The organism is Mycobacterium sp. GA-1841, assembly GCF_001954135.1.
In the GTDB taxonomy this organism is placed as follows: domain Bacteria; phylum Actinomycetota; class Actinomycetes; order Mycobacteriales; family Mycobacteriaceae; genus Mycobacterium.
On record NZ_MBEQ01000017.1, the window covers coordinates 198,888 to 211,574 of the forward strand.

Annotated in this window: 13 protein-coding genes; 5 read left to right on the forward strand and 8 right to left on the reverse strand. The window is 67.7% G+C overall.

What is annotated here, in order from left to right; genetic code table 11:
- The first annotated feature begins 119 nt into the window (after positions 1-119).
- Positions 120-383 (forward strand): hypothetical protein, encoded by a 264-nt coding sequence (locus A5740_RS05320; protein ID WP_076192052.1) that lies wholly within the window; start codon positions 120-122, stop codon positions 381-383.
- A 6-nt stretch (positions 384-389) separates the two neighbouring features.
- Here the strand turns inward: A5740_RS05320 and A5740_RS05325 are convergent, their stop codons facing one another.
- From A5740_RS05325 to A5740_RS05335, 3 genes are all read right to left on the reverse strand, one after another.
- Positions 390-677 carry a hypothetical protein gene (locus tag A5740_RS05325; protein WP_175616166.1) on the reverse strand — a complete coding sequence of 96 codons (288 nt, stop codon included), beginning with the start codon at positions 675-677 and terminating at the stop codon, positions 390-392.
- Positions 678-738: 61 nt separating this feature from the next.
- Complete coding sequence (dnaG, locus tag A5740_RS05330; RefSeq protein WP_076192055.1) at positions 739-2,640, reverse strand: DNA primase; 1,902 nt, start codon at positions 2,638-2,640, stop codon at positions 739-741.
- Between the two features lie 109 nt (positions 2,641-2,749).
- Positions 2,750-4,024, reverse strand: a complete 1,275-nt coding sequence (locus A5740_RS05335; RefSeq protein WP_076192057.1) for a deoxyguanosinetriphosphate triphosphohydrolase — start codon at positions 4,022-4,024, stop codon at positions 2,750-2,752.
- Positions 4,025-4,083: 59 nt separating this feature from the next.
- On the opposite strand from A5740_RS05335, the gene A5740_RS05340 reads away from it, so the two are divergent.
- Complete coding sequence (locus tag A5740_RS05340) at positions 4,084-6,132, forward strand: TPM domain-containing protein (RefSeq protein ID WP_076192058.1); 2,049 nt, start codon at positions 4,084-4,086, stop codon at positions 6,130-6,132.
- Positions 6,133-6,203: 71 nt separating this feature from the next.
- On the opposite strand, the gene A5740_RS05345 is transcribed toward A5740_RS05340, so the two are convergent.
- Positions 6,204-7,589, reverse strand: coding sequence for a glycine--tRNA ligase (locus A5740_RS05345; RefSeq protein ID WP_076192060.1), 1,386 nt, complete (start codon positions 7,587-7,589; stop codon positions 6,204-6,206).
- 172 nt (positions 7,590-7,761) lie between these two features.
- On the opposite strand from A5740_RS05345, the gene A5740_RS05350 reads away from it, so the two are divergent.
- Both A5740_RS05350 and A5740_RS05355 read left to right on the forward strand, forming a co-directional pair.
- Positions 7,762-8,055 (forward strand): helix-turn-helix transcriptional regulator, encoded by a 294-nt coding sequence (locus tag A5740_RS05350; protein WP_254849085.1) that lies wholly within the window; start codon positions 7,762-7,764, stop codon positions 8,053-8,055.
- Complete coding sequence (locus A5740_RS05355) at positions 8,052-8,450, forward strand: Fur family transcriptional regulator (RefSeq protein ID WP_076192063.1); 399 nt, start codon at positions 8,052-8,054, stop codon at positions 8,448-8,450. The genes A5740_RS05350 and A5740_RS05355 overlap by 4 nt, the downstream gene beginning before the upstream one ends.
- A gap of 60 nt (positions 8,451-8,510) precedes the next feature.
- On the opposite strand, the gene A5740_RS05360 is transcribed toward A5740_RS05355, so the two are convergent.
- Genes A5740_RS05360 through recO form a run of 4 tightly spaced genes read right to left on the reverse strand, consistent with a single transcriptional unit; the run spans position 8,511 to position 11,052 of the window.
- Complete coding sequence (locus A5740_RS05360; RefSeq protein WP_076192065.1) at positions 8,511-8,924, reverse strand: NUDIX domain-containing protein; 414 nt, start codon at positions 8,922-8,924, stop codon at positions 8,511-8,513.
- Entirely contained in the window at positions 8,921-9,367 is a 447-nt protein-coding gene (locus A5740_RS05365; RefSeq protein WP_076192066.1) for a hypothetical protein, read from the reverse strand. The genes A5740_RS05360 and A5740_RS05365 overlap by 4 nt, the downstream gene beginning before the upstream one ends.
- 1 nt (position 9,368) lies before the next feature.
- Complete coding sequence (locus tag A5740_RS05370) at positions 9,369-10,262, reverse strand: decaprenyl diphosphate synthase (protein WP_076192068.1); 894 nt, start codon at positions 10,260-10,262, stop codon at positions 9,369-9,371.
- A complete protein-coding gene (gene recO, locus A5740_RS05375) occupies positions 10,198-11,052 on the reverse strand; it encodes a DNA repair protein RecO (protein WP_076192069.1) in 855 nt (284 codons plus the stop codon). The genes A5740_RS05370 and recO overlap by 65 nt, the downstream gene beginning before the upstream one ends.
- A 63-nt stretch (positions 11,053-11,115) precedes the next feature.
- Here recO and A5740_RS05380 point away from each other — a divergent pair, with 63 nt between their 5' ends.
- Entirely contained in the window at positions 11,116-12,606 is a 1,491-nt protein-coding gene (locus A5740_RS05380; RefSeq protein ID WP_076192261.1) for an amidase, read from the forward strand.
- The last annotated feature ends 81 nt before the right edge of the window (positions 12,607-12,687 follow it).

Consider the following 12,687-nt stretch of genomic DNA (forward strand, 5'->3'; position numbering starts at 1 on the left):
GACGGGCGCGTCGGGGCCGCGGTGAGGCAGGATGGAGCAGACACATCGGTCGTCTGGGAGGCCCGTCTGCTCTGGGAGGGGCGTCGCGTTGAGAGGGCCGTCGCTTTGAGAGGAATCCTGTGATCCGCTATGCCGCCGTGATCGCCGTCGGCTACGTGCTCGGCGCCAAAGCCGGCCGACGCCGCTACGAGCAGATCGCCAGCACCTATCGCGCGGTGACCGCCAACCCGGCCACCAAGGCGGTCCTGGACGCCGGACGACGCAAGATCGCGAAGCGAGTCTCACCGGATCCGCAGTTCCTCACCCTGACCCCCATCGACGCAGAAACGTCGGTGTTCTCCACCAAGGAGAGCACCGACGCTTCGTCGAAAACTCGCAGGTAGGGCTGGCTAGCCGATCCCCTGGTTGATCGTGGAACCAGGCAGCAGCGGACCCGTCACCACACCGTTCTGCCCGACGCCGACCCATGGCGTCCCGACCTGGGCGGGCATGCCGTTGGAGTAGGACAGGCACTTGCCGTCCTCTTTGTTGCCGAACCAGGCCAGGCAGGCCGGCCCGGCCGTGACCTCGGCCGTGGTCGTCGCGATGAACGCCGGGGCGGCCGCAGCGGCGCCGGCCGCCAGGACGAACGCGCCGACGGCGACGAACCGCCGCGTCTGAGTGCTGAGAAGTGTCACCGGGATTGCCTCTTTCGCATCTGGATGCCCGACTGGCCTCAGCCTATCGCGGTGCGGCAGATCATGCAGTCAGGTCGTCACCGCTTGCCTGTTCCAGCAGGCTGCGGCGGTAGGACTCCATCGCCACCAGGTCGCCGAACAACGCGTGATATTCGTCTCCCTGCTCCACCGGCGACATCCGCTGCAGCTTGGATTTCACCTCGGCGATCTGCCGCCCCACCCACACTTCCTGCAGGCGGGCCAGCACGCTGCCGATGTAGCGCGGAAGGTGCTCGTCGTCCTCGACGTTGATCGCCTCCACGCCCAGTTCGTTGACCAAGTTGGCCGCCGCCGGGGACGACGCCACCTGGTCCCGGACCGCCTCGATCCACTCCGCACCGGATTTGCCCGCCGCGGTGCCGCCGGCGGCCTCGATGGCCGAACGCACCGCGGCGTATCCCGGGTGCGTGAAGCTCTCGGTGGTCAACGAGTCGAAGACGGGGCCGGCGGTCGCCGGATACTGCAGGCCGGCCTTGAGCGCCTCACGCTGCGGCCACAGCGTCGGGTCGGTCGGATTCGGGCGTTGCACGGCCGGCGCCGCGGGCCGGCCCGGCGCACCTGCCGATGAGCGTCGGCTGTCCTTGCGGCCGCCGCTGGCCTCCTCCCGCACCCGCCCGATCACCTGAGCCACGTTGTCCCAACCGACCCAGCCGGCCAGCTGCCTGGCGTACTCGTCGCGCAGGGTCGGATCCTTGATCCGCGCCGCCATCGGCACACAGCGCCGCAACGCCGCCACCCGGCCCTCGGCGCTGTCCAGGTCGTGTTCGGCCAGGGCACTGCGAATCACGAACTCGAACAACGGGGTTCGGCGCGCCACCAAATCCCGCAACGCACCGTCGCCCGAGCGCAGCCGCAGATCACAGGGGTCCATCCCGTCGGGGGCCACCGCCACGAACGACTGCCCGGACAGGTTCTGCTCCCCCTCGAACGCCTTGACCGCGGCGGCCTGACCAGCGGCGTCACCGTCGAACACGTAGATCAGTTCGCCGCGGAAGAAGTTGTCGTCCATCATCAGCCGGCGCAACATCGACAGGTGCTGCTCACCGAACGCGGTGCCGCACGAGGCCACCGCAGTGGTCACCCCGGCCAAGTGCATGGCCATCACATCGGTGTAGCCCTCGACGACGACGGCCTGATGTCCCTTGGCAATGTCACGTTTGGCCCGATCCAGCCCGAACAGCACCTGAGACTTCTTGTACAGCACCGTTTCCGGGGTGTTGACGTACTTGGCCTGGTTCTGGTCGTCGTCGAACAACCGGCGCGCGCCGAAGCCGATGGTCTCGCCCGAGGACACCCGGATCGGCCACAGCAGCCGGCGGTGGAACCGGTCCATCGGCCCGCGCTTGCCCTCCCGGCTCAGCCCCGCGGCTTCCAGCTCCTTGAACTCGAACCCCTTGCGCAGCAGATGCTTTGTCAACGTGTCCCAGCCCGACGGGGCGTACCCGCAGCCGAACTGGGCGGCCGCAGCGGCGTCGAGATTCCGCTCCGTCAGGTACTTACGCGCCTCAACGGCCTCGTCCGAGGCCAGCGCCTGAGCGTAGAACTCCTGTGCGGCGGCGTTGGCGGCCAGCAACCGGCTGCGGCTACCCCGGTCACGCTGAACATTGGTGGTGGACCCGCCGGTGTAGGTGACGGTGTAACCGACCTTGTCGGCGAGCAGCTCGACGGCCTCGACGAAAGTGACGTGCTCGATCTTCTGGATGAAGGCGTAGACGTCACCGCCCTCACCGCAGCCGAAGCAGTGGAAGTGGCCGTGGTTGGGCCGGACGTGGAACGACGGTGACTTCTCGTCGTGGAACGGGCACAGGCCCTTCATCGAGTCGGCACCGGCCCGCCTCAATTGGACGTAGTCACCGACGACGTCCTCGATGCGGATTTTCTCGCGGATGGCGGCGATGTCGCGATCGGGGATTCTGCCAGCCACCGGCCTAGTGTATGCGGGCGCCGAAGCGGGCAATTCGCGAACATCGAACGTCGGCTCGTGTTCGAGATTCCATCCCTTTTTCAGCCACGAGCCAACGCTCGACGGCTACTCAGCCCAGAGGCCGCGGCGAGCGTGCCTCGTGCACTCTTTCCAGGCGGCTCTCGGTGTAGGACGCGATCTGGTCGACCACGACGCGCAACCTGGCCCCGTCGTCGGCAGCCCGGTCGAACTCCGGGGCGAACAACGGGTCCAGGCTGCTGGGGGCCTGCGCCCACAGTCCCAGGGCAACCTCGTGGATCAGGGTGCGCTGATCGGCCTGGATCTGCAGGTGCCGGTGGTCGGACATGATGAACTGCAGGGCCAGCATCTTGAGCAGGACCACCTCGGCGCGCACCAGCGGCGGCACCGCGAGCTCCGCAGCAAAACGACGTAGCGGTTTTTCCCCGGCAACCGCCCGGGTCTGGGTGATCGCGGCGTTGGCGAAGCGGCCGACGAGCTCACTGGTCATGGTCTTGAGCGCGACCGAAGACGCCAGGGTGCCGTCGTAGCGGCCCACCCCGGCCACTACCGGGATCTGCGACAGCCGCTCGGCCGCGGCCAGCAGATCGTCGTGGCTGACGCTGGGAAACGACCTTGCTCCCAGCTCGGCCAGCGAGGCGGCGGCATCGCGATCGCCGAGCACCCTCAGGTCGATGCGTCCGGAGATCACGCCGTCCTCGACGTCGTGCACCGAGTAGGCGACGTCGTCGGCCCAGTCCATCACCTGGGCTTCCAGGCACGGCCGATCGACGGGGGCACCAGCTCGCATCCAGGCGGCAGCCTCGGCGTCGTCGTCGTAGAAGCCGTACTTCTTGCGGGTGCCGAAGCTGGCCCACGGGTACTTCGCGACGGCGTCCAGGGCCGCCCGGGTCAGGTTGAGCCCGGCCGAACATCCGTCGGCATCAAGAACTTTGGGCTCCAGCCGGGTGAGGATGCGGAAGTTCTGGGCATTGCCTTCGAACCCACCGAACGGTTTGGCGATCTCGTCCAGTGCCCGCTCGCCGTTGTGTCCGTACGGCGGGTGCCCGATGTCGTGGGCCAACCCGGCCAGATCCACCAGGTCGGGATCGCAGCCCAGCCCGATCGCCATCCCGCGTCCGATCTGGGCGACCTCCAGCGAATGGGTGAGCCGGGTCCGCGGGGTGTCCCCGTGGCGTGGCCCGACCACCTGCGTCTTGTCGGCCAACCGCCGCAGCGCCGCACTGTGCAGCACCCGAGCCCGGTCCCGCGAGAAATCGGTCCGGTGCTCGGCATCCGTCCCCGGCAGGACAGCACCCTTCGGCGCTTCGACCACGAGACGTTCCCGGTCGAAGTCGTCATACACCGACTGCCTATCCGCGTTCACCGACGCACAGTCTGCCAGGAACCGACGCGCCGCCCCCGCAGCGCACTAGATTGGCGGTCATGCGTATCGCCCGTGTGCTGTCCATGCTGCTCGCGATCCTGCTGACCGGGCTGCTGGTCGCCCCGGCTGCCGCCGCCGAACCGCCGCTGCGGGTGGCCACCCAGCTCACCGACAACGCCGGCGTGCTGTCGGCCGCGCAGACCGGCAACGTGCAGCGCGCCATCGACCGGCTCTACGACGACCGCCACATCAAGTTGTGGGTGGTGTTCGTCGAGACCTTCGATCGGCAGAACCCGATCGGCTGGGCGCAGAACACCATGCAGCTGAGCGATTTCGGCGACGACGACGTGCTGCTGGCGGTGGCGACGGTGGACCGGGCGTTCGCGTTTCAGGTGCCCGACACCGTGACCACCTCGGCCCGCGCCGACGATCTGCGGCGCAACAGCGTCACCCCGGCCCTGCGCCGCGATGACTGGGCCGGGGCGGCGATCGCCGCAGCGAACGGGTTGAACTCCGAACCCGAATCCCCCGCCGCAACCGGTATCTCGTGGCCGGGGATGTTGATCGCCCTCGGTGTGGTGCTGGTGTTGGTCGGGTTGTTGTGGTGGTGGTCGCGCCGGCGTCGCGCCAAGCGGCGACGGGCCGAGTTCGAGGCCGCCAAACGTCTCGATCCCACCGACGCCGACGCGCTGGCCACGGTACCGCTGGAGGCGCTCGACGAGTTGTCCCGCTCGATCGTGGTCGACGTCGACAATGCCGTGCGTACCAGTGCGGCCGAGCTTGATTTGGCGGTCGAGGAGTTCGGCGCCCACCGCACCGAACCGTTCACCGCGGCCCTGCAGAATGCGAAACAGGCTCTGGCCCAAGCGTTCACCGTGCGTCAGACTCTCGACGACGAGGCGCCGGAGACCCCGCTGCAACAACGTCAGCTGTTGACGCAGGTGGTGGTCTCGGCGGCCAGGGCCGACCGGGAGTTGGAGGCCCAGAGCCAGGCCTTCGAGCAGTTGCGCGACCTGGTGATCAACGCGCCGGCGCGCCTGGACACCATGACCCAGCAGATGGTCGGCCTGACCGCACGCATCGAACCGTCGGCGCAGACGTTGGCCAACCTGCACACCCAGTTCGACGCGAGCGCATTGAGTTCGGTGGCGACCAATGTGGACACCGCCAAGGAGCGGCTGGCGTTCGCCGACCGCAGCATCACCACGGCTCGCGGCCTGGTGTCGCGACCTGCCACCGATCAGACCGCGTTGGTGGATGCGGTGCGCTCGGCCGAATCCGCCCTCGATCAGGCCCGAACCCTGCTCGACGCCGTGGACAGTGCGGCCTCGGACATCAACCGGGCGCTGGCCGGCTTGCCCGCGGCTCTCACCGACATCCAGGCCGGCATCGACCAGGCGAATTCGTTACTGGCGCAATCCGGTACGCCGCAGGCCGACAAACTCACCACCACCCGTGACGCGGCGGTCAAGGCCGCCGAGGATGCGAAGTCCAACGGCAACAGCGACCCGCTGGGCACGTTCACGCGGCTCACGAAGGCTGATGCCGAACTCGATCAGCTGCTGGCCGGTGTGCACGAACAGCAGGAGGCCGCCGAGCGGCTGGCCCGGGCCCTGGAGCAGGCGCTGTTCACCGCGCAGTCACGGATCAAGGCGGTGTCGGACTTCATCGAAACCCGCCGCGGCAGCATCGGTCCGGAGGCCCGCACCCGGTTGGCCGAGGCGCAGCGGCAACTCGAGGCGGCCTTGGCCAAGCGGGCCGACAACGCGAACGAAGCCGTCGCGCACGCCAACGGAGCCTCGACACTGGCCGCGCAGGCACAGGGTCTGGCCAACGACGACGTGCGGGCCGCGCAGCGGACCTACACCTCGCAGTACGGCGGGGGCGGCGGTTCCGACATGGGTGCGGTGCTCGGCGGCATCCTCATCGGCAACGTGTTGCGGGGCGGCTTTTCCGGTGGTGGGTTCGGCGGCGGCTACGGGGGTGGATTCGGCGGCAGCTGGGGCGGAGGTTTCGGCGGCGGCCGCAGCATGGGCCGTCCGACCTCATACGGCGGGGCGTCGCATTCGTCGGGTCGCAGCTACGGCGGTGGCGGCGGTCGCTTCTGATCGCGAGCAGACACAAAACTGCCCCTTTTCAAGCGAAAAGGGGCAGTTTTACGTCTGCTCGGCAGAAAGAGTCAGCAGCCCTTGAGCCGCACCGCCAGGTAGTCCGACACCTTGTCCAGCGCGATGCGCTCCTGGGTCATGGCGTCGCGCTCGCGGATGGTCACCGCGTTGTCCTCGAGGGTGTCGAAATCGACTGTCACGCAATACGGTGTGCCGATCTCGTCCTGGCGGCGGTAGCGCCGGCCGATCGCGCCGGCGTCGTCGAACTCGACGTTCCAGTTCTTGCGCAGCTCCGCGGCGAGATCCCGAGCCTTGGGTGACAGATCGGCATTGCGCGACAGCGGCAGCACCGCCGCCTTGACCGGGGCCAGCCGCGGATCGAGCTTGAGCACGGTGCGCTTGTCCACTCCGCCCTTGGCGTTGGGCGCCTCGTCCTCGGTGTAGGAGTCGACCAGGAACGCCATCAACGAGCGGGTCAGGCCGGCTGCCGGCTCGATCACGTACGGCACATATCGGGCGTCGGTTCCCTGGTCGTAGAACGACAGGTCGGTACCGGAATGCTTTGCGTGCGTGGACAGGTCGAAGTTGGTGCGGTTGGCGATGCCCTCCAGCTCACCCCATGGGTTGCCGGCGAATCCGAACTTGTACTCGATGTCGACGGTGCCGTCGGAGTAGTGCGACAGCTTTTCCTTGGGATGGTCGTAGAGCCGCAGGTTGTCCCGGTCGATGCCGAGATCGACGTACCACTGCAGCCGTGTCTCGATCCAGTACTTGTGCCATTCCGGCGCCGTGGACGGCTCGACGAAGAACTCCATCTCCATCTGCTCGAACTCGCGCGTACGGAAGATGAAGTTGCCCGGGGTGATCTCGTTGCGGAAGCTCTTACCGATCTGGCCGATGCCGAACGGCGGCTTGCGACGCGCGGTGGTGACCACATTGGCGAAGTTCACGAAGATGCCCTGCGCCGTCTCCGGACGCAGATAGTGCAGACCTTCCTCCGACTCGATCGGGCCGAGGTAGGTCTTGAGCATCATGTTGAAGTCACGCGGCTCGGTCCACTGGCCCTTGGTGCCGCAGTCCGGACACACGATCTCGTCCATCGGCACCGCGTCGGGATCATCAAGACCTTTTTTGGCTGCGTACGCCTCCTGCATGTGGTCCTGACGATGACGCTTGTGGCAGTTGAGGCACTCCACGAGCGGGTCGTTGAAGACGTCGACGTGACCGGAGGCCACCCAGACCTGGCGCGGCAGGATGATCGCGCTGTCGAGGCCGACGACATCGTCGCGGCCGGTGACCATGGACTTCCACCACTGCCGTTTGATGTTCTCCTTGAGCTCGACCCCGAGTGGCCCGTAATCCCACGCGGACTTGGTCCCGCCGTAGATCTCTCCGGACTGGAAGACCAGGCCACGGCGTTTCGCCAGGTTCGCAACGGTGTCGATGATGGATGCCACGGTCCAACAGCGTAGCCACAGGCACGCTGGCAGCGATAATCCGCCGCGACGGTCAGACCGGTTGACATGCAATTCCGCGCATGTATTCTGACCGGTAATGAAAACGGTTTCCAACTTGGCCGACACCCAGCACGACGACGCCCGTGAGCACACCGCCGCCCCGGCGCCGGCGATGCCGTCGCGCGAGGTCCTCGACACCGCAGGTGAACTGCTGCGCGCACTGGCTGCTCCGCTGCGGATCGCCATCGTGCTGCAGCTGCAGCAGTCAGCGCGCTGTGTGCACGAACTGGTCGATGCGCTCGACGTGCCACAACCGCTGGTGAGCCAGCATCTGCGGATTCTCAAGCAGGCCGGAGTGGTCGCGAGCGAGCGAGCCGGCCGCGAAGTCCTCTATCAACTGGTCGACCACCACTTGGCCCACATCGTCGCCGACGCCGTGGCCCACGCCGGCGAGGACCACCAGTGACGGGCGCGGTCCGGTCCACCCGGCAGCGGGCGGCCATCGCTGACCTGCTCAACGAGACCGACGGATTCCGTTCAGCCCAGGAACTGCACGACGAGTTGCGGCGCCGCGGCCAGGGCATCGGCCTGACCACGGTGTACCGCACGCTGCAGGCCATGGCCACCACGGGCAACGTCGACACCTTGCGCACCGATACCGGCGAATCGGTCTACCGCCGCTGCTCGGAAGATCACCATCATCACCTGGTGTGCCGGGCCTGTGGCGCGACGGTCGAGATCACCGGCGGTCAGGTCGAGACCTGGGCCGCCGACGTGGCCCGCGAACACGGTTTCTCCGACGTCAGCCACACCATCGAGATCTTCGGGATGTGCCGCGCCTGCAGCGACGCAGTCAGCTGACCAGCTTTCCGCGTATGAAGCGTGGTGGCGGTTCCAAGGGCAATTTTCCGCCATGGCGCTTCACACGCGGGGCCGCTGAGCCCGATCGCGCGCCAGCGCCAGCACGGTGTCACGAGTCAGCGGTGCCAGCTCGACATCGCCGGGTGCATACAGGTCGACCCACATCATCTCGGCGATCTCGGCCTGCGGCCGCGGTTCACCGTCGAGGTGGACCAGATACAGCCACGCGTCGACGTGATAGCCCGGCTCGTTGGCGGCCGGCGCGCTGAAGCGGCCGAGCTCCTCAGCGGTGACCGATCCGACGCCGAGTTCCTCACGAACTTCCCGGGCCAGTGCGCCGATCGGCTGCTCCCCCGGTTCGATCTTCCCGCCGGGTTGCATGAACACCGTCGTCCCGCGTTTACGCACCACCAACAACCGGCCGTTCGCATCGAGCACCACGGCCGCGACGATCCGAAGGACCGGGGCGGTCACGTCGTCAGGTCCCGGCGCACGTCGGCACCGGTGGCCAGCACCATGAGGATCAACGTGCGCAACGCATCGTCGGTGAGCCCAGCGGCCGGGAAGTTGTAACGCAGCATCACGTCGGCGACCTTCTTGGCCGGCCGCTTGCGTGCGGCGCCCTTGGGTGTCGCACCGTTTGTGGGAGTCTCGACGAGCTTCTCCACCAGCACGACGGTGCCCAGCATGGTCTTGCTGGCATGGTCGGATACCCGCTCGCGAATCTTGTTGTTCAGCGGCAAATCCCACGCCAGTGGCTGCGTCAGCGAGACCATCTCGAGGTCCTCGGCGATCGCCACCACCCGCACCGAGGCCACCGAACCGTCGACCGTCACCGTCAGCGCGCCGTCGGATTCCTCGACGACCGAGGACACCTCGCCGAGCACCGCGGATAGTCGTTGCAGCAGGGCGCTCATGTCAGGCCCTGCCGAAGCGACGGTTGCGGTTCACGTACTCCTCGCAGGCCGCCCACAGGTCGCGCCGGTCGTAATCCGGCCACAGTTTGTCCTGGAACACGAACTCGGCATACGCCGATTGCCACAGCAGGAAGTTACTGGCTCGCTGCTCCCCCGACGTCCGGATGAACAGGTCCACGTCGGGGATGTCAGGGCGGTGCAGATGCTTGGCGAAAGCAGCCTCGCTGATCCGGTTCGGGTTGATCTTGCCTTCGGCGGCCTCGGCGGCCAGCGCCTGCGCCGCCTCGACGAGCTCGGTGCGCCCGCCGTAGTTGACGCAGTAATTGACCGTGATGACGTCATTGCCGACGGTCATCTGCTCGGCGATGTCGAACTCTTTGATGACGCTGCGCCACATCTTGGGCCGTGACCCCACCCAGCGCATGTTCACGCCCATGGCGTTGAGATTTTCCCGACGGCGGCGCACCACCTCCCGGTTGAACCCCATCAGGAACCGGACCTCTTCGGCACTGCGCTTCCAGTTCTCGGTGGAGAACGCATAGACACTGAGGTGTTTGATGCCCAGCTCGATGGCGCCGCAGGTGATGTCGATCAACACCGCCTCACCCATCTTGTGTCCCTCGGTGCGACCCAGCCCGCGTTGGGTGGCCCATCGGCCGTTGCCGTCCATCACCACCGCGACGTGGTTGGGTACTTGATCAGCCGGGATCCGCGGCGCGACGGCCTTGGAGGTGTGCTGCGGCGGGCGGGCGAAGCGACCGTTGGTACCGGGCGGGATCTCCGGGAAGACGACGGGCCACGTCGAGGTATCCGGGAAGACCGGATAGTCCTCAGGCGCCGGGGGCAGCTGTGGGTAGGTGGTCTTGCCCTGCTGCTTGTCCCGCTTCAAAACCATGGGCCATATCCTGCCTGACCAGCGTGGCGCGCTGCTCGGCGACTGTCCGATCGATCCGGTACACCCGCTCGACCAGAGGCAATGTCCGCAGCTGCCTTTCCAGATGCCACTGCAGATGCGCCGCGATCAGTCCACTGGCCTGGCTGCGATGCCCCGATGAGGAGGCCTCGGCATACTCCCAGTCGCCCTCGTGCAGCGCCGACATCAGCTCCAGCACGGGCTGCGGTGGGGTGCTGGACCCGCTGGGCCGGCAATGCACGCACACACTGCCACCGGCGGCGACGTGAAACGCCCGGTGCGGGCCCGGCGCGGCGCAGCGCGCGCATTCGGTCAGCGCCGGTGCCCACCCGGCGATCGTCATCCCCCGCAGTAAATAGGAGTCGAGCACCAGCTCCCGGGCTCGGCGACCGTCGGCGATGGCCCGCAGCGCGGCCACCGTGAGCCGGTGCAGGTCGGGCATCGGTGCCCGCTCCTCCCCGGCCAGCCGCTCGGCGGTCTCCAGCATCGCGCAGGCACTGGTGTAGCGGCCGTAGTCGCTGACGATGTCGGCGGCGAACGCGTCGATGGCCTGCACCTGCGTGACGATGTCGAGGTTGCGACCCGGATGCAGCTGCACATCGATGTGGGCAAACGGCTCCAGCCGAGCACCGAACTTGCTGCGGGTACGCCGAACGCCCTTGGCCACCGCGCGGACCAGACCATGGTCGCGGGTGAGCAAGGTGACGATCCGGTCGGCTTCGCCGAGCTTGTGCTGGCGCAGTACCACCGCCCGGTCCCGGTACAGCCGCATCGTGACAGTGTCGCACCATGGCCGGACAGGTTCCGTTACGCACCGCCGATATCCTCGAAAGTGATGGCCAAATCCACCGACTCCACTGCTCCACTCTTTCCGACCCTGACCAATCAGCTCTATGAATTAGCCAGCGGCGCCCTGACCTGCCAGGAACTGGTAAGCCGCTCCCTGCAAGCGATTTCGGCCAGCCAGCCCACCCTCAACGCCTTTCGGGTGGTGCTGACCGAGCAGGCCATGGCCGACGCCGCCCGCGCCGACCGCGAGCGGGCCGCCGGCCGGTATCGCCTGTTGTCGGGGATCCCCATCGCAGTCAAGGACGACGTCGACATCGCCGGGGTGCCGACCCGGTTCGGCACCGCCGGCGACGGGTACCTGCCGACCTCCGACGCCGAGGTGGTGCGCCGACTGCGGGCGGCAGGCGCGGTCATCGTCGGCAAGACGAACACCTGCGAGCTCGGCCAGTGGCCGTTCTCCGGCGGACCCGGCTTCGGACATACCCGCAACCCCTGGTCGCGCAAGCACAGCCCCGGCGGCTCCTCCGGTGGCAGCGCCGCGGCCGTGGCCGCCGGTCTGGTGACCGCGGCGGTCGGATCCGACGGCGCGGGCAGCGTGCGCATCCCGGCGGCGTGGACCCACCTGGTCGGCATCAAGCCGCAGCGCGGACGCATCTCCACCTGGCCGCTGCCCGAGGCGTTCAACGGCATCACCGTCAACGGCGTGCTGGCCCGAACCGTCACCGACGCCGCCCTGGTGCTCGACGCCGCCTCCGGCAACGCCGAGGGGGATCTGCACAAGCCGGCACCGATCCAGGCAGCCGAATATGTCGGCCGTGCCCCCGGGCCACTGCGGGTGGCGCTGTCCACCAAGTTCCCGTTCACCGGCTTCCCGGCCGAGTTGCACCCCGAGATCCGTGCCGCACTCAAGAGCGTCGGCAAACTTCTCGAGCAACTGGGGCACAGCGTGGTGGAGAAGGATCCCAACTACAGCCTGCAGATGTCGTGGGACTTCTTGGCCCGCTCCACCGCCGGCCTGTTGGACTGGGCCGACCGCCTTGGTAATACGGAGTACGACGAGCGCACTCTGGCCAACATGCGCATCGGCCGGCTGCTGTCACAGAATGCGCTGCGCAAGGCCCGCGTGCACGAGGCCGCCGCACAGCGCAGGATGTCGTGGACCTTCAACCTCGTCGACGTCATCGTCGCGCCCACCACAGCCCAACCACCGCCGCTCACACACGAATTCGACCGCCGCGGGTGGTCGGCCACCGAACGCGCCTCGATCGCGGCCTGCCCACTGACCTGGCCATGGAACCTGCTCGGCTGGCCCTCGATCAACGTGCCCGCCGGGTTCACCTCCGACGGGTTGCCGATCGGTGTCCAGCTGATGGGACCGGCCGACAGTGAGCCACTGCTGATTTCGCTGGCGGCCGAGCTGGAGGCGGTCACGGGCTGGGCTGCCAAACAACCCGAGCCCTGGTGGAATCCCCCGTCACAGACGGACGCCTCCCAGGCCGCGGCGGCGATCAACGCGTTCGAGCGGCGGGCGGGTTAGGCCGCCGGGCCTTGCTGGCAGTCAGCTGCCGAATTGCTGTGAAAATTAGTGTGTTTGGCGCCTTACAGCCGCTGCTACGCT